Source organism: Pseudomonas sp. CFBP 5748, assembly GCF_053850495.1.
In genome coordinates this window covers 621,563-638,495 of record NZ_JBSPTN010000001.1, presented here as the reverse complement: position 1 = coordinate 638,495, position 16,933 = coordinate 621,563, and the positions used below count along the sequence as shown (strand labels likewise).

At 58.3% G+C, this 16,933-nt stretch carries 16 protein-coding genes and 3 tRNA genes; 6 read left to right on the top strand and 13 right to left on the bottom strand.

Annotation, left to right across the window (positions count from 1 at the left end; all coding sequences use genetic code 11):
• Positions 1-11: 11 nt before the first annotated feature.
• From lon to ACWNZ1_RS02890, 7 genes are all read right to left on the bottom strand, one after another.
• Entirely contained in the window at positions 12-2,408 is a 2,397-nt protein-coding gene (gene lon, locus ACWNZ1_RS02920; protein ID WP_135844583.1) for an endopeptidase La, read from the bottom strand.
• 161 nt (positions 2,409-2,569) lie between these two features.
• Positions 2,570-3,853 (bottom strand): ATP-dependent Clp protease ATP-binding subunit ClpX, encoded by a 1,284-nt coding sequence (gene clpX, locus ACWNZ1_RS02915; RefSeq protein ID WP_123416516.1) that lies wholly within the window; start codon positions 3,851-3,853, stop codon positions 2,570-2,572.
• A 107-nt stretch (positions 3,854-3,960) separates the two neighbouring features.
• Positions 3,961-4,602, bottom strand: coding sequence for an ATP-dependent Clp endopeptidase proteolytic subunit ClpP (clpP, locus tag ACWNZ1_RS02910; protein WP_003183177.1), 642 nt, complete (start codon positions 4,600-4,602; stop codon positions 3,961-3,963).
• Positions 4,603-4,695: 93 nt separating this feature from the next.
• Entirely contained in the window at positions 4,696-6,006 is a 1,311-nt protein-coding gene (tig, locus tag ACWNZ1_RS02905; RefSeq protein ID WP_135844582.1) for a trigger factor, read from the bottom strand.
• 422 nt (positions 6,007-6,428) lie between these two features.
• Positions 6,429-6,513: transfer RNA gene (locus tag ACWNZ1_RS02900), tRNA-Leu, on the bottom strand.
• A gap of 58 nt (positions 6,514-6,571) precedes the next feature.
• A tRNA-His gene (locus ACWNZ1_RS02895) sits at positions 6,572-6,647 on the bottom strand.
• Between the two features lie 41 nt (positions 6,648-6,688).
• A tRNA-Arg gene (locus tag ACWNZ1_RS02890) sits at positions 6,689-6,765 on the bottom strand.
• A gap of 281 nt (positions 6,766-7,046) precedes the next feature.
• Between ACWNZ1_RS02890 and folD the strand changes: the two genes are divergently transcribed.
• Together folD and pbpG are read left to right on the top strand one after the other, a co-directional pair.
• Positions 7,047-7,901 (top strand): bifunctional methylenetetrahydrofolate dehydrogenase/methenyltetrahydrofolate cyclohydrolase FolD, encoded by an 855-nt coding sequence (gene folD, locus ACWNZ1_RS02885; protein WP_456027334.1) that lies wholly within the window; start codon positions 7,047-7,049, stop codon positions 7,899-7,901.
• 358 nt (positions 7,902-8,259) lie between these two features.
• Positions 8,260-9,198 carry a D-alanyl-D-alanine endopeptidase gene (gene pbpG / locus ACWNZ1_RS02880; RefSeq protein WP_135844579.1) on the top strand — a complete coding sequence of 313 codons (939 nt, stop codon included), beginning with the start codon at positions 8,260-8,262 and terminating at the stop codon, positions 9,196-9,198.
• A 44-nt stretch (positions 9,199-9,242) separates the two neighbouring features.
• Here the strand turns inward: pbpG and ACWNZ1_RS02875 are convergent, their stop codons facing one another.
• Together ACWNZ1_RS02875 and ACWNZ1_RS02870 are read right to left on the bottom strand one after the other, a co-directional pair.
• Positions 9,243-9,443 carry a DUF6021 family protein gene (locus tag ACWNZ1_RS02875; RefSeq protein ID WP_135844578.1) on the bottom strand — a complete coding sequence of 67 codons (201 nt, stop codon included), beginning with the start codon at positions 9,441-9,443 and terminating at the stop codon, positions 9,243-9,245.
• Positions 9,444-9,544: 101 nt separating this feature from the next.
• A complete protein-coding gene (locus ACWNZ1_RS02870; RefSeq protein WP_135844577.1) occupies positions 9,545-10,222 on the bottom strand; it encodes a peptidase C39 family protein in 678 nt (225 codons plus the stop codon).
• 222 nt (positions 10,223-10,444) lie between these two features.
• Between ACWNZ1_RS02870 and ACWNZ1_RS02865 the strand changes: the two genes are divergently transcribed.
• Entirely contained in the window at positions 10,445-10,609 is a 165-nt protein-coding gene (locus ACWNZ1_RS02865; RefSeq protein ID WP_256452494.1) for a hypothetical protein, read from the top strand.
• 75 nt (positions 10,610-10,684) lie between these two features.
• On the opposite strand, the gene ACWNZ1_RS02860 is transcribed toward ACWNZ1_RS02865, so the two are convergent.
• Together ACWNZ1_RS02860 and ACWNZ1_RS02855 are read right to left on the bottom strand one after the other, a co-directional pair.
• Positions 10,685-11,434: a TerC family protein gene (locus ACWNZ1_RS02860; protein WP_135844576.1), complete on the bottom strand. Its 750-nt coding sequence runs from the start codon at positions 11,432-11,434 to the stop codon at positions 10,685-10,687.
• Positions 11,435-11,461: 27 nt separating this feature from the next.
• Positions 11,462-11,713 carry a hypothetical protein gene (locus ACWNZ1_RS02855; RefSeq protein WP_256452493.1) on the bottom strand — a complete coding sequence of 84 codons (252 nt, stop codon included), beginning with the start codon at positions 11,711-11,713 and terminating at the stop codon, positions 11,462-11,464.
• 139 nt (positions 11,714-11,852) lie between these two features.
• Here ACWNZ1_RS02855 and nhaR point away from each other — a divergent pair, with 139 nt between their 5' ends.
• Positions 11,853-12,749 carry a transcriptional activator NhaR gene (gene nhaR, locus ACWNZ1_RS02850; protein ID WP_456027333.1) on the top strand — a complete coding sequence of 299 codons (897 nt, stop codon included), beginning with the start codon at positions 11,853-11,855 and terminating at the stop codon, positions 12,747-12,749.
• Here nhaR and ACWNZ1_RS02845 read toward each other — a convergent pair.
• Positions 12,746-13,906, bottom strand: a complete 1,161-nt coding sequence (locus ACWNZ1_RS02845; protein WP_135844573.1) for an MFS transporter — start codon at positions 13,904-13,906, stop codon at positions 12,746-12,748. The two genes, nhaR and ACWNZ1_RS02845, sit on opposite strands and share 4 nt — an antisense overlap.
• 289 nt (positions 13,907-14,195) lie before the next feature.
• Between ACWNZ1_RS02845 and sstT the strand changes: the two genes are divergently transcribed.
• Positions 14,196-15,428: a serine/threonine transporter SstT gene (gene sstT / locus ACWNZ1_RS02840; protein WP_135844572.1), complete on the top strand. Its 1,233-nt coding sequence runs from the start codon at positions 14,196-14,198 to the stop codon at positions 15,426-15,428.
• 216 nt (positions 15,429-15,644) lie between these two features.
• Here the strand turns inward: sstT and ACWNZ1_RS02835 are convergent, their stop codons facing one another.
• On the bottom strand, positions 15,645-16,154 hold the full coding sequence (locus ACWNZ1_RS02835; protein WP_256452492.1) for a DUF1993 domain-containing protein: 510 nt from the start codon (positions 16,152-16,154) through the stop codon (positions 15,645-15,647).
• A gap of 131 nt (positions 16,155-16,285) precedes the next feature.
• On the opposite strand from ACWNZ1_RS02835, the gene ACWNZ1_RS02830 reads away from it, so the two are divergent.
• On the top strand, positions 16,286-16,933 hold the full coding sequence (locus ACWNZ1_RS02830; protein WP_135844570.1) for a YceH family protein: 648 nt from the start codon (positions 16,286-16,288) through the stop codon (positions 16,931-16,933).

Below are 16,933 nucleotides of genomic sequence, written 5' to 3'. Positions count from 1 at the left end.
GCAAATGCGTATTAATGCGTACTAATTCTTTCCTTAGAGTCAGACTCGCGCTTTTCGTCCTTCGCGACTATCTCCGGAGCCACATCCGGCAAGGGCTCCGGCGCGTATTGCAGCGCAATTTGCAGGACCTCGTCAATCCATTTAACTGGTTTGATCTGAAGATCCTGCTTAATGTTGTCAGGAATTTCCTTCAGATCGCGAACATTCTCTTCAGGAATGATCACGGTCTTGATCCCGCCACGGTGAGCCGCCAGCAGTTTTTCCTTCAGGCCGCCGATTGCCAATACCTGGCCGCGCAGCGTGATTTCACCCGTCATGGCGACATCGGCGCGCACCGGGATGCCGGTCAGCGCTGATACCAGGGCCGTGCACATACCTACGCCAGCGCTTGGGCCATCCTTGGGCGTCGCCCCTTCAGGCATGTGGATATGCGTATCGCGCTTCTCGTGGAAGTCCACAGGAATGCCCAGGCTCCGAGCGCGGCTACGAACCACCGTCAGCGCCGCAGTAATCGACTCAACCATCACGTCGCCCAGGGAACCGGTCTTGATCAACTGCCCTTTGCCCGGCACCACAGCCGCCTCGATGGTCAGCAACTCGCCGCCCACTTGGGTCCACGCAAGACCGGTCACCTGACCAATCTGATCCTGTTGCTCGGCCAGGCCATAGCGGAATTTGCGCACACCCAGGAAGTGCTCCAGCAGGTCCGAAGTGACCTTGACCGCGAAGCGTTTTTCCAGCGCATGCTCCTTGACCGCCTTGCGGCAAACCTTGGCAATTTGCCGCTCCAGGCCACGCACACCGGCTTCGCGGGTGTAGTAACGGATGATGTCGCGAATGGCTTCCTCATCGAATTCCAACTCGCCTTTTTTCAGGCCGTTGGCCTGGATCTGCTTGGGCGAAAGGTATTTGACGGCGATGTTGATCTTCTCGTCTTCGGTATAGCCGGGCAGACGAATCACCTCCATCCGATCCAGCAGGGCCGCCGGAATGTTCATGGAGTTGGAGGTGCAAAGGAACATCACGTCCGACAGGTCGTAGTCGACCTCCAGGTAGTGATCGTTGAAATTGTGATTCTGCTCAGGATCGAGCACTTCAAGCAACGCAGAGGCGGGATCGCCACGCATATCGCTGCCCATCTTGTCGATTTCATCCAAAAGGAACAATGGGTTGCGCACACCCACTTTTGTCATCTTTTGAATCAATCTTCCTGGCATCGACCCGATGTAGGTGCGGCGATGACCGCGGATTTCCGCCTCGTCGCGCACGCCGCCAAGGGCCATACGCACGAATTTACGGTTGGTGGCGTGGGCAATCGACTCCGCCAGGGAGGTTTTACCAACCCCGGGAGGACCAACCAGGCACAGCACCGGGCCGCGAATTTTTTTCACGCGCTTTTGCACGGCAAGGTATTCAAGGATGCGTTCCTTGACCTCTTCCAGACCGTAATGGTCGGCGTCGAGGATGTCTTCGGCACGGGCCAAGTCCAGACGCACCTTGCTCTGGGCCTTCCACGGCACCTGCACCAGCCAATCGATGTAGGAGCGCACCACGGTGGCTTCGGCAGACATCGGCGACATCTGCTTGAGCTTGTTCAGCTCGGCCTGGGCCTTGGCCAGTGCATCCTTGGGCAAGCCAGCGGCATCGATACGCTTTTTCAGCTCTTCGATTTCGTTGTGGCCTTCGTCACCATCGCCGAGTTCCTTTTGAATGGCCTTCATCTGCTCATTCAGGTAGTACTCGCGCTGGCTGCGCTCCATTTGCTTCTTGACGCGACCGCGAATGCGTTTCTCGACCTGCAGCAGATCGATTTCGCCATCGAGCAATGCCAGCACGTGTTCGACACGGGCCGACAAATCGATGATTTCGAGAATTTCCTGCTTCTGCTCGATCTTGAGCGCCATGTGGGCCGCCATCGTATCGACCAGCCGCCCGGGCTCGTCGATGCTGTTAAGCGACGACAGGACCTCGGCAGGCACCTTCTTGCCCAACTGCACGTATTGCTCGAACTGAGACAGCAGGCTGCGGACAAACACCTCGGATTCACGCTCGGGCGCATCGACCTCTTCGATCAGCGACACTTCGGCCCGGCAATGGCCGTCCACTTCGCTGAAACGCTCGACTGCACCGCGCTGTTCGCCTTCGACGAGGACCTTGACGGTGCCGTCGGGCAGCTTGAGCAGTTGCAGAACCGTTGCAATCGTACCTACGCGATAAAGTGCGTCTTCGCCGGGATCGTCGTCAGCAGGATTTCTCTGAGCCAGCAGAAGGATCTGCTTGTCACCCGTCATCGCAGCCTCGAGGGCTTCGATAGACTTCTCGCGCCCCACGAACAGCGGGATAACCATGTGCGGATACACCACAACATCACGCAATGGCAGGAGAGGCAATTCGATGGTTGTCTTCATGATTTCGCCTCTACGGCGGCCACAAGGCCGGAAACAGATGGAAGTAAGCTTGAAACCAAGATGGGGGCAGCCTTGAAAAAAAACAAGCGCTAAGACACGTCTAAAACGCGCGAAAAGCAAAGGGGCCCGAAGGCCCCTCCTTTGTACCAGCAGCGGGACGCTTACGCGTCCGGCGCGGCCTTGGCAGTCGGCTCATTGTTTTCGTAGATATACAATGGCTTGGACTTGCCTTCTATAACGCTTTCGTCGATCACGACTTTACTCACCTCGGACTGCGAGGGGATTTCATACATCGTGTCGAGCAAGACGCCTTCGAGAATCGAGCGCAATCCACGGGCACCGGTCTTACGCTCCAGGGCACGTTTGGCAACCGATTTCAGCGCGTCGGAACGGAACTCCAGGTCTACACCTTCCATTTCGAACAGCTTGGCGTACTGCTTGGTCAGGGCGTTTTTCGGCTCGGTCAGAATCTGCATCAACGCCGCTTCATCCAACTCGTCCAGCGTCGCCAGGACCGGCAGACGACCCACGAATTCCGGGATCAGACCGAACTTGACCAGATCGTCAGGCTCGACTTCACGCAGGGACTCACCGACCTTCTTGCCTTCTTCCTTGCTGCGCACTTCGGCGTTGAAACCAATGCCGCCACGGGTGGAACGGTTTTGAATAACCTTTTCCAGGCCGGAGAACGCACCACCGCAGATGAACAGGATGTTACGGGTGTCGACCTGCAGGAACTCCTGCTGCGGATGCTTGCGGCCACCCTGGGGCGGAACGGAAGCGACCGTACCTTCGATCAACTTGAGCAAGGCCTGCTGCACGCCCTCGCCGGAAACATCCCGGGTGATGGACGGGTTGTCGGACTTGCGGGAAATCTTGTCGATTTCGTCAATGTAGACAATGCCCATCTGGGCCTTTTCCACATCGTAATCGCACTTCTGCAACAACTTCTGAATAATATTCTCGACATCTTCACCTACGTAACCCGCCTCGGTAAGGGTGGTTGCGTCGGCGATGGTGAACGGAACGTTCAGCAAGCGCGCCAAAGTTTCGGCAAGCAGGGTTTTACCCGAGCCTGTCGGGCCGATCAGCAGGATGTTGCTCTTGCCGAGTTCGACGTCGTCATTCTTTTTGTCACGCTGGTTCAGGCGCTTGTAGTGGTTGTACACCGCTACGGCCAGTACCTTTTTCGCACGTTCTTGACCAATCACATACTGATCAAGGATGCCGCTGATTTCTTTAGGCGAAGGCAATTTATGCGCGCTGCTCTCGGCCTGGGCTTCCTGCACCTCCTCGCGGATGATGTCATTGCACAGGTCGACGCACTCGTCGCAAATGAAGACCGAGGGGCCGGCAATCAATTTGCGTACTTCATGCTGGCTTTTGCCACAGAAGGAGCAATAAAGCAGTTTGCCGTTGTCCTCGCCGTTGCGGGTGTCAGTCATTCGATCGATCCAAATCCGATAGGCTTGCAACACAAGATGAAGGCAATTGCGGGCTTTTTCAAGCCCGCAGGCGGCCGGTCATCCCAACCACCTGCATTTTGAGCGGCTTAGGCAGGCATTTGACGCTTGTTGATCACAGAGTCGATCAGACCGTATTCGGCTGCACGCTCGGCGCTCATGAAGTTGTCACGCTCGGTATCACGCTCAATGGTTTCGAGGCTTTGACCGGTGTGATGGGCCAGCAGCGAATTGAGACGCGAGCGAATGTGGAGGATTTCCTTGGCATGGATATCGATATCCGAAGCCTGGCCCTGGAAGCCGCCCAGTGGCTGGTGAATCATCATGCGCGAGTTAGGCAGGCAGTGACGCTTGCCCGCTGCGCCACCGGCAAGCAGGAATGCGCCCATGCTGCAGGCCTGGCCGATGCAGATGGTGGAAACGTCTGGCTTGATGAATTGCATGGTGTCGTAGATCGACATCCCCGCAGTCACCGAACCGCCGGGTGAGTTGATGTACAGATGGATATCCTTGTCCGGGTTTTCCGCTTCAAGGAACAGCAGTTGCGCCGCGACCAGGTTGGCCATGTAGTCTTCAACGGGGCCGATCAGGAAGATGACGCGTTCCTTGAGCAGACGCGAGTAGATGTCATAGGCACGCTCGCCACGGGCGGACTGCTCGATAACCATCGGGACCAGGCCGCCTGCGGCTTGGATGTCAGAGCTCTGCTGATAAAAAGAATTGCGGGACATGTCTCGCAGTCACTCCCAAATAGTTATGTCTTGAATACGCATAAGCCAGCACGAAGGCTGGCTTATGGGTGTGTATTTCTTACCGCAGAACGATCAATCGGCTTGTGGAGCTTCCACCGGCTTGACCGCTTCTTCGTAAGAGACCGCTTTATCGGTCACGCTAGCTTTCTGCAGAACAGTATCCACAACTTGTTCTTCCAGCACAACCGAACGGACTTCGTTCAGCTGCTGATCGTTCTTGTAGTACCAGGACACGACTTGCTCAGGTTCCTGGTAGGCCGAGGCCATTTCCTGGATCAGCTCGCGAACGCGGGCTTCGTCAGGCTTGAGTTCGAACTGCTTGACCACTTCGGCAACGATCAGGCCCAGCACGACGCGGCGCTTGGCTTGCTCTTCGAACAGCTCGGCAGGCAATTGGTCCGGCTTGATGTTGCCGCCGAACTGCTGAACAGCCTGCACACGCAGACGGTTCACTTCGTTGTCCAGCAGAGCCTTTGGCACTTCGATCGGGTTGGAGGCCAGCAGACCGTCCATCACCTGGTTCTTGACCTTGGACTTGATGGCCTGGCGCAGCTCACGCTCCATGTTCTTGCGAACTTCGGTGCGGAAGCCTTCCAGACCGGTTTCCTTGATGCCGAACTGGGCGAAGAACTCTTCGTTCAGCTCAGGCAGCTTCGGCTCGGAAACGCTGTTGACCGTCACGGTGAACTCGGCGGTTTTGCCAGCCAGGTCCAGGTTCTGGTAGTCCTCAGGGAAGGTCAGGTTCAGCACACGCTCTTCGCCGGCTTTTGCGCCGACCAGGCCGTCTTCGAAGCCAGGGATCATGCGGCCGGAACCCAGTACCAGCTGGGTAGCCTTGGCGGAACCGCCGGCGAACACTTCACCGTCGACCTTGCCGACAAAATCGATGTTCAGCTGATCTTCGTTCTGGGCAGCGCGCTCGGCCACTTCGAAACGGGTGTTCTGCTTACGCAGGATGTCCAGCATCTTGTCCAGGTCAGCGTCCGAAACGTCAGCGCTCAGGCGCTCGACAGCGATGGACTCGAAACCGGCAACAGTGAACTCAGGGAACACTTCGAACGTGGCGATGAATTCCAGGTCCTTGCCTTTTTCCAGCACTTTAGGCTCGACGGAGGGAGCGCCAGCCGGGTTCAGCTTCTGCTCGACAACCGCTTCGTAGAACGAAGACTGGATCACGTCGCCCACGGCTTCCTGACGCGCGTCAGCTTCGTAACGCTGACGGATCACGCTCATTGGCACTTTGCCTGGGCGGAAACCTGGGATTTTGGCCTTTTGGGCAGTCTGCTGCAGACGCTTGTTGACCTGAGTCTCGATGCGCTCAGCCGGCACGGTGATGCTCATGCGGCGCTCAAGAGCAGAAGTATTTTCAACAGAAACTTGCATGGATATTCCTCGTTGCACAGACGTTGGCCGGGCGTTTCCGACCCCAGAATCAAGGGCATGCATTCTAGTAGGTCAAACTCAAGAAGTCACCCTACTGAAAACGCGCAGGAAACAGGCGCCGAATTTAAGGACGGGGCAAACGATCATGCCCCGCCCGGATTGCAAATACAGTCGATCAGCCCAAGGCTCTGCACCAACGCTCCTATATATAGAAGCACGGTATCCGAACTCGCGGCTCCCGGCCCCGCAAGGAGACCGACGGGCGCCCCGCGTATCATCACGAAACACAATCGCGACGAACCGATCGCTGCGCACAACTCCAAAACCGGAGCTGGCGAACAACACAAAACCATTGAAAACAAAAACGGCGCAGCCCTTTTCAGGTACTGCGCCGTTTTCTGCTATTTAAATAGCGACTTGTATGGTGCGGACGGAGAGACTCGAACTCTCACACCTTGCGGCGCTGGAACCTAAATCCAGTGTGTCTACCAATTCCACCACATCCGCGTATCAAGCTTTTAAAGCAAAGGCGCCAGACTTTTAAATCTGGCGCCTTTCTAGAATATGGGGTGGACGATGGGGATCGAACCCACGACAACGGGAGTCACAATCCCGTGCTCTACCAACTGAGCTACGCCCACCATATTGCCTTGTTGCCTTACTTGTGCCAAAGCTGCCTAATTGGCGCACCCGGCAGGACTCGAACCTGCGACCATCCGCTTAGAAGGCGGATGCTCTATCCAGCTGAGCTACGGGCGCCTTTTTAATCTGTATTCTTGGACGATTACAAACTAAGTGCTTTCAGTTTTGCCGAGTTGAAACAACCAACTCCGCTCAACCTTCTTAACCAGTGCTAGGCTGTGCCCGACAAGTGCGACGAATGTTATAGACGGCCTGATAGGTCGTCAACTCTTTTTTAAAAAAAATTCATTTAATTAAAGGGCTTAGGGGAATTTGCAGACCAAGCGCCTTTGCCCTCACGCCTCGGCGTGCGAGAATGCGTTCTCTTTTTTTCCCCTCTCGATGGTTAACCACGCGCAATGACTGCACAACTTATCGACGGCAAATCGATCGCCGCAAGCCTGCGCCAGCAGATCGCCCAACGAGTCACCGAGCGCCGCCAGCAAGGCCTGCGCACGCCCGGCCTTGCGGTGATTCTGGTCGGCAGCGATCCTGCCTCTCAGGTTTATGTCTCGCACAAGCGTAAAGACTGTGAAGAGGTCGGCTTCCTTTCCCAGGCTTACGACCTGCCTTCCGAAACCACTCAGCAAGCATTGGCCGATCTGATCGATCGCCTGAACGACGACCCGAACATCGACGGCGTTCTGCTCCAACTGCCGCTGCCCCAGCACCTGGATGCCTCCAAGCTGCTGGAGCGTATCCGCCCGGACAAAGACGTCGATGGCTTCCATCCTTATAACGTCGGCCGGCTGGCCCAGCGCATCCCGTTGCTGCGCCCATGCACCCCAAAAGGCATCATGACGCTGCTGGAAAGCACCGGCGTGGACCTTTATGGCCTTGATGCAGTGGTCGTGGGCGCGTCCAACATCGTCGGCCGCCCAATGGCCATGGAGTTACTGCTGGCCGGCTGTACCGTCACCGTGACCCACCGTTTCACCAAGGACCTGGCCGGCCACGTCGGCCGCGCCGATCTGGTGGTGGTAGCTGCCGGCAAACCCGGCCTGGTGAAGGGCGAGTGGATCAAGGAAGGCGCCATCGTCATCGACGTGGGCATCAACCGTCAGGGCGATGGCAAGCTGGTAGGTGACGTAGTCTATGAGACCGCCCTGCCCCGCGCCGCCTGGATCACCCCGGTACCAGGCGGCGTAGGCCCGATGACCCGCGCCTGCCTGCTGGAAAACACGCTGTACGCAGCAGAAACGCTGCATAGCTGATACACCGCTTCAATCCAGCCGCCCTCCCTGTGGGAGCGAGCTTGCCCGCGATAGCCTCGGAGCAGCCAGCATCAATGGTGGCTGACATACCGCTATCGCGAGCAGGCTCGCTCCCACAGATGTTTTGGTCGCCTGTTCTTGAATCGACAGGCAGCCGTCGGCGGTTGTTATTGAATCCCCCAAACTACAAATTTTTCAGATCCGATTCGCCAAAATCCCCCTTCATTAAACTTTATTTATTCACAAGCCCCGGCGGCACAGGCATATAGCGCTGTTGTCGCCCATACTCATAAAATGCAACGTTTTTTTAGAAAACCGTTGCCAACGGCACCTTTTCAACTCCATCGAGCCTACTCGCGTGAAAATCCGTCTTTCGATCCTTAGCCTGTTCATCGCTTTCACAGGCACCTTCATCACGCAAAATGTCGACGCGCAGGAAACCATCGCGGCCCCACGAGACACTTCAAAACTGCAGGTTGCCTCAGGCAGCGCGATCCTGCTGGACTTGCAGACAGATAAAGTCGTCTATTCCAGCAATCCGGACGTGGTAGTACCGATCGCTTCGGTGACCAAATTGATGACCGGCTTGATCGTACTGGATGCCAAACAGAACCTGGATGAGTACATCTCCATCACCATCGCGAACACGCCAGAGATGAAAGGTGTGTTCTCCCGGGTCAAGCTCAACAGTGAATTGTCGCGCCGGGACGTACTGCTCATCGCCCTGATGTCTTCGGAAAACCGCGCAGCCGCCAGCCTCGCGCATCATTATCCAGGCGGATACGCGGCATTCATCGCAGCCATGAACGCCAAGGCCAAATCGCTGGGCATGACCAGCACTCATTACGTCGAACCCACAGGCCTGTCAGTCCGGAACGTTTCTACCGCCAGGGACCTGACCAAACTGCTGATCGCGGCCCGCAAGTATCCGCTGCTGAGCGAACTGAGCACCACCAAGGAAAAAACCGTCACTTTCCGCAAACCGGTGTATAGCCTGGGCTTTCGCAACACCGACCACCTAGTCCACAAAGCCAATTGGGACATTCAACTGACCAAGACCGGTTTCACCAACCAGGCCGGCCACTGCCTGGTGCTGGTGACGAAAATGGGTAATCGTCCAATGGCGCTGGTGATCCTTGATGCCTTCGGCAAATACACCCACTTCGCTGATGCCAGCCGAATTCGCAGTTGGGTAGAAACCGGCAAAAGCGCCAACGTGCCATCGGTGGCCCTCCAATACAAGGCGGCGAAGAACCTCAAGAGCCGTCAGAGTGGCGTGGTGGAAGCGTCCCAGTAATCCACCCTCCCAAAAAAAGCCCCGATTTGTCGGGGCTTTTTTGTTCACGGCTTTAGATCACCCAGCGGATCATAGGGCTTGGACTTCTCTTGCTCGTCTTTCTCGTCCAGAGGCGCCTTGGCTGGCCCTACCGGATCGACTTGTGGGTCGCCGAGATCCGGAGAGTCCGGATCGAAGCCCAGATCATTGTCACCGGAAGAATGCTCGGAAGAATGTGGCCCCGTAGGTGCTTTTGGCTGTGCCATACCTGCCTCCTCGAATCATGGTCGGAAAAATTCCGACCCCTGACGATAAGAGCCCCGGGCCAGCCAAGTCGTGCCCGGCGAGTGACGAACGGGACCGGCGATCAGTGGGCGGTGCCCAGGGCTTTGGTGGCCCGCGCCGCCTCGTGCTCCTGCCCTGCCCCGGCCAGCTCATTCGCCGCTTTCAGCCAGCGCTGCGAGTCAACATTGGCCGGAAGCTGCGTAGGACGCTGGACCAGAACCGCCCAGCCACCGGCATCTTTGAAGGCCGATTCGAACGAACTGAAGCTCATCAACTGTCGCCGATTCATGCCTGATCGCAACAAGACGGTCTGCTTCTGCCGGTTATAGCCCGCTAGAATCCCGTAGCGCGGCGCGGACCAGAACGCCGTCCCCTCGGTATAACGCAGCAATACGGGGTAACCCGCCGCAACCTGCTCCAGCAATGCGGGCAGCGCGTTGTCGAGGGGATACACCACCAGCCCATACTCTCGCGCCAGGGTTTGCATATTCTGCTGCAAAGCAGCTTCTCCGCCCGGCAGGTGCAGAGGTTTCTCCAGCAGCCCCGGCGTAATGACTGTGCCTTGCAACGTCAGCAGGGCCGCCAGCGATTGGGGGGCTCCCTGGTACATTTCGCCCCGAAAGAACGGCACGCTGTTGAGCTCAACCCGCTCGGGCAGGCGTTGGATCTGAGGCGACACGCTGCCCGCGCAACCCGCCAGGGTCGCCAGGCAAACCGTCGCCAGTACCAGTGATCGAAAAGAGGAAATTACCGGCAACATTATGACTCTCTAGTTCAGGTACCCGATATTCGGGCCATGCTTGGGCCGTCGATCATAAGGTGCGCACAAGCCTGGGTATAGCCTTAAACAACGGTCGCACCGTCGCGATAGAACGAATCGGCCCGTGCCGGGCGCTACCGATCGACTGCCTGCAACACTGGCTCGACTAGACTGTCTACTGTACTGATTGCGCGCCCTGAACCGGGGCAGAAGGAGGCACAGATGAGCCTGACGACGACAATTCTGATGCTGATATTCGGCTGGCTGAGCGTAGCGACCGCCATGTTATGGGGTGTGTTGCGAATTACCCGCCGCCATCATCACGCGCCGCCCGCTCTATCGGAAAAAACCACGAAAGCCTCCCGGCGCCACGCAACCGCACACTGAGCACCGACTGTTCAAAATCCCCAAAATAAAGCCGCCCGGGATGTAGACCCGGGCGGCTTTATTGTCTGCCTGGAATCAGGCGCTTTCAGCCAACGTCTTCTGCCTGGCGCGACGGGACAGCATGTTCAACGTCTCAATCGCCGCCGAGAACGCCATGGCGGCGTAGATATAGCCTTTAGGCACATGAGCGCCGAAGCCTTCGGCGATCAGCGTCATGCCGATCATGATCAGGAAGCCCAGGGCCAGCATGACCACCGTCGGGTTGTCATTGATGAACTTGGCCAACGGCTCGGCTGCCAGCAGCATCACCAGTACCGACACCACGACGGCGATGATCATGATCGGCAAGTGCTCGGTCATGCCCACGGCGGTGATGATGCTGTCGATGGAGAACACCAGGTCCAGCATCAGGATCTGACCGATCGCGGCGGCAAAGCCCAAGGTCACGCCGGACGTGGCCGACTTGGGATCGTTCGGCGCCGGATCCATGCTGTGGTGGATCTCAGTGGTGGCCTTCCACAGTAGGAACAGGCCGCCGGCGATCAGGATCATGTCCTTCCAGGAGAACGCCTGGCCAAGGATCTCGATGACAGGTTCGGTCAGCTGCACAATGAACGCAATGGTGCTCAACAAGCCCAGGCGCAGGATCAGCGCCATGCCGATACCGATCCGCCGCGCCTTGGCACGGTGCTGTTCGGGCAGCTTGTTGGTCAGGATCGAAATGAAGATCAGGTTATCGATGCCAAGCACGATTTCCATGACGACCAGAGTTGCCAGGGCGATCCACGCAGTGGGGCTGGCGGCGAGCTGTAAAAGATAATCCATGGGTCAGTCCTGACTGATGTGACGGGTTTAGATGGTTTGGTTGGAGGATGCTGACTCGTCAGCGTCGTCCGCCGGTTTTTTCTTGGGGCTGATCAACCCACCGGTGGCTTCACTGATGGCCTGTTCGGCGGCCTTATGGGTGTCGTCGATTGCTTGCTTGGCGGTTTCTGCTGCCTGCCCCATCAATTGCTGGGCGCTTTTTTCGGCCTGTTCACAACCCGCCAGCGTCATTGAAGAGATCACCAACAAAGCTGCAAGCCCCAGGGATTTGTATGTCATGGAGTAAATGCCTCTAAGAGATTAGACGGAGCACGAAAGGTGGCTCGCCAATGGCAAGGCATTCTAGAGACGACGATACTTCAGGAAAATTCGTATTTTCAGCGGTTATACTTCGGTTTTTACGAATCGGCGTGCACCCATGCTCAATTACCGAAAATTGCATTACTTCTGGGTGGTGGCGAAAACGGGCAGCATCGTTCGGGCCTGCGAGCAACTGAACCTCACCCCGCAAACCATCAGCGGACAGATTTCCCTGTTCGAGCAGACCTATAACATCAAGTTGTTTCGCCGCGTCGGGCGGCAGCTGGAGTTGACCGAGGCTGGCCGGCAAACACTGCCCTACGCCGAACACATGTTCCAACTGGGCGGCGAACTCGAGCTGATGCTGCGCGCCCAGCCCAACGAGCAGCAGACGCTGTTCCGGGTCGGGGTAGCGGATGTGGTACCCAAGTCCATCGTCTATCGGCTACTGGCGCCGACCATGGAACTGAGTGAACCGCTGCGCATCACCTGCCGCGAGGACAAGCTCGAACGGCTGCTGGCGGACCTGGCGATCCAGCGCCTGGACTTGGTGATTTCCGACAGCCCGATGCCGACTCACCTGGACATCAAGGGCTACAGCCAGAAATTGGGGGAATGTGGGATCAGTTTTTTCGCCACCGCCGCGCTGGCCGAACGCTACGGGCAGGATTTCCCCCACAGCCTGCATGACGCCCCGCTGCTGATTCCAGGCCCGGAAACCGTGGTGCGCAGCCGCCTGCAACGCTGGTTCGCCGAGCAACAGATCCAACCGCGCATCGTCGGTGAGTTCGACGACAGCGCATTGATGCAGGCCTTCGGCCAGTCAGGCAGTGGGATTTTCATCGGCCCAAGCGTGATTGCCGAAGAGGTGAAGCGCCAGTACGGCGTAGAAGTGATCGGCCAGACCGACGCAGTGAGTGAATCCTTCTACGCCATTTCCGTGGAGCGCAAGGTCAGCCACCCAGGCATCGTAGCGATCGCCGAAGGGGCGCGGCGCGAACTGTTCAGCGCTTAGCTATTCGTGCAGGTGGCGCGAGGCTTGAAGGTCATCAGCAACATCGCCAGCAGGATCGATACAAGGATGAACCCGGCGGCGGCAAAACCGACGCTGCCCAGGCCCAGGGTATCGATGACCCGGCCGCCGACCATCGCGCCAAGGCCAATCCCCAGGTTGGCACCGGCGATGTTCAGCGACGCGGCAAAGGCCGGGGCTTCGGGCGCAGCCTTCATCAGCCGCACGTGGCTGACCAGGAACAACGCCGCCTGGGTTACGCCCCAGATGCCCATCGCCGCCGCCAACCCGAAGGTCGAATGGATAGCCGGTACCACCGCCACCATGCCGCCGATCAGGAACAGGCAGAACACCATCGACGCGATCAACGGATGCCGGTCCACCGCTCGGCCGCCCAAGGAGTTGCCGAGCAACCCCACGGCGCCGAAGCCCATCAGGCACCAGCCCACCAACGTGCCGTTGAACCCGGCCAGGCGTTCGAGAATGTCCGCCAGATAGGTGTAGGCAGTGAACATGCCACTGAACACCAGGATCGACAGCAGCACATGCCCTTGCATCAACGGGCTGCGCAGGATCTTGAATTGCGAACGCAAGCTCACTTGATGCTGGTGCAGGTTGGTTCTGGGCAGGTAGATAAACAGCAGCAGCGCCTTGGCGAAGGCAATGACCGCCAGGATCGCAAAAGCGCTGCGCCAGCCGAATGCGTCGGAAATAAGGGTGCCCACCGGAATGCCGAACACCGTGGCGCAGACGATGCCGAAGCCGATCCGGGCAATGGCCCGCCCCGCGTACTCGGGGCCGACAATGTCCACCGCGGTTTCACTGGCCAACGCCCAGAACACCGGCAAGCCCAGGGCCGGAATCAACCGGGCAACGGCCATCACCCAGATATTGGGGGCGAACGTTGCCAGCACGTTGGCCAGGCCGAACATCACCAGCACGCTGATAAACAGTTTGCGCCGTTCGAAGCGAGCGAACCAGGCAGTCAGGAACGGCCCGAACGCCGCCACCGTAAACGCGAACAACGTGACCAGCAGACCGGCCTGGGGAATGGTGACTTGCAGGTCGCGGGCGATGGATGGCAGCAGGCCAACGATGATGAATTCCGTAGTCAGCACGGTAAAACCGGCGGCCGACAACAGGAAAATGGGTAACAACATGCACAACTCCAGCAAAACGACGATACCAGCGTTAGCCCGAGGGCTCGCTGGCAAATAGAGAAATGAGGGAAGGACAAAGCCTAACAGAATCTGCAGGCCAGACAAAACGCGCCGAATGACCCGGATAAGGGTGACGGATCGTCACAGGTCCGTCAGATTTTTCAGCGAGCTGTGATAAAGTCCGCGCCCTGCGAATGCTGTACATCCTCTCGGTCCCGCTCATGTGGCCTGCCCGCTTGTTGCCCTGAGTTCGTCGACCGTTGCACACAAAAAAAACAGAGATGCCGTTATGACTGCTTTGTCACCGTCCCTTTTACAACGCCTCAAACGCACTGGCCTGGTCACACAAATCGTCATCGGCCTGATCGCCGGTATCGCCCTGGCGTGGTTGGCTCCGGAGCTGGCGAAGTCCACCGAATTCATCGGCAAGGTCTTCGTCTCCGCGCTCAAGGCCGTGGCGCCGATCCTGGTGTTCGTGCTGGTCATGGCGTCGATCGCCAACCATAAGCACGGCCAGGAAACCCATATTCGCCCGATTCTTTTCCTCTATCTGCTGGGCACTTTCGCCGCAGCCGTGGTCGCGGTGGTTGCCAGCACGCTGTTTCCGTCCAGCCTGGTGCTGACTACCCACGACGTCGCCGTCACCGCTCCGGGCGGCATCAGCGAAGTGCTGCAAAGCTTGCTGCTGAGCGTGGTGGACAACCCGGTCCGGGCCCTGATGAACGGTAACTTCATCGGCATTTTGGCCTGGGCTATCGGCATGGGCATCGCCATTCGCCACGCTGGCCAAACCACACGCACCGTGCTCGAAGACTTGTCCAATGGCGTGACCGTGATCGTGCGCCTGGTGATCCGCTTCGCCCCGCTGGGGATCTTCGGGCTGGTGGCCTCGACCCTGGCCACTTCCGGCTTCGGTGCCCTGCTCGGCTACCTGCATCTGCTCACCGTACTGATCGGCTGCATGCTGTTCGTGGCGCTGGTGGTCAACCCACTCATTGTGTTCTGGAAGCTGCGTCGCAACCCCTACCCATTGGTATTCACTTGCCTGCGCGAGAGTGGCATCACCGCGTTCTTCACCCGCAGTTCGGCGGCGAATATTCCGGTGAACCTGGAGCTGAGCAAGCGCCTGGGCCTGCACGAAGACACCTATTCGGTGTCGATCCCACTGGGTGCGACCATCAACATGGCCGGTGCCGCCATCACCATTACCGTACTGACCCTGGCGGCCGTGCATACCCTGGGTATCGCGGTGGATATACCGACGGCGGTGCTGCTGAGTGTCGTTGCAGCCATTTGCGCCTGCGGTGCGTCTGGCGTGGCTGGCGGTTCGCTGCTGCTGATTCCCCTGGCGTGCAGCCTGTTCGGTATTCCCAGTGAGATTGCCATGCAGGTTGTGGCGGTGGGGTTCATCATTGGTGTGCTGCAGGACTCGGCGGAGACGGCGTTGAATTCGTCTACGGATGTGCTGTTTACGGCGGCGGCTTGCTTGGGTGAGGAAGAGAGGCTCGCGCGCACGGCGTAACGATCGGGGCAAACTTGGCCTATGCGGTTGGCTGATCTTCCGCATTCGCGAGCAAGCCCGCTCCCACATTGGATTTATGTCTGCCCAAATATTTCCTGTGGGAGCGGGCTTGCTCGCGAAGCAGGCGCTTCGGTACATCAGAACTGCGCAAATATTACAGCCACAAAAAAGCCCGGAACGGCCCACACCGTCCCGGGCTTTTTCATGCCGGCGGGTTTAGAACGCGCCCATGTAGTCGCGCTTGCCCACTTCCACACCGTTGTGGCGCAGCAGTGCATAGGTGGTGGTGACGTGGAAGAAGAACTGCGGCAGGCCATAGGTCAGCAGGTAGCTTTGACCAGTGAAGCGTTTTTCCTTCGGCGTGCCTGGACGGGTGACGATTTCAATGCCTTCCTTGCCATCGATCTTCTCGGGGCTGATGCCGTCGATGAAGGCCAGGACCTTGGCGATCAACGCTTGCAGCTCAGCGAAAGTGGTTTCGCTGTCGTCATATTTCGGCACTTCAATCTCGGCCAGACGCGCGGACACACCTTTGGCGAAGTCCACGGCGATCTGCACCTGGCGCACCAGGGGGAACATGTCCGGGTACAGGCGGGCTTGCAGGAAGGCGTTCGGGTCGATGTTTTTCGCGCTGGCGTGGGCTTCGGCCTTGTTCAGGACATCACTCAGGGCGTTGAGCATCTGCTTGAAAACCGGGACGGAAGCGGCGTACAGGGAAATAGTCATGGCGATCTCATGCAGGAGGTGGAAAAGGACACATCAAAATGTGCAGCGATTATAGCCACGGCCGTTGCGCAGCTTGTCTTTTATTGCGCAAGGATTAGGCTAGGCGGCTTCCACAGCATAGGGAACGCGCGATGAGTATCGAAGAACAAAGCCAGGCTGAAGAACCACGGCTCAACAGCACAGAAATTCGCATCCTCGGCGCGCTGGTCGAGAAACAGGCGACCAACCCTGAGACCTACCCGCTGACCCTCAACGCCCTGGTATTGGCCTGCAACCAGAAAACCAGCCGTGAACCGGTGATGAATCTCAACCCGGGCCAGGTCGGCCAAAGCCTGCGAGCGCTGGAAGGTCGCGGCTTTACCAAACTGGTGATGGGCAGTCGCGCCGATCGCTGGGAGCATCGGGTCGACAAGGCGTTGGAGCTGGTGCCGGCCCAGGTGATTCTGATGGGGTTGCTGTTCCTGCGCGGCCCGCAAACCGTCAATGAACTGTTGACCCGCAGCGGTCGCATGCACGACTTTGAAGATACCGAACAAGTGGTGCATCAGCTTGAACGCCTGATTGCCCGTGGGCTGGCGCTGCTGGTGCCGCGCCAGGCCGGCCAACGCGAAGATCGTTATATGCATGCCATGGGCGACCCGGCAGATATCGAGACGATCCTCGCCGCGCGCCAGTATCCCGTGGAGCGCGGTGCCGGCAGCGGCGTGCCGCTGGAGCGCATCGAAGAGCTCGAAGCGCGGATCGCGGCGCTGGAGGAGCGTCTGGCGCGCCTGGAATAA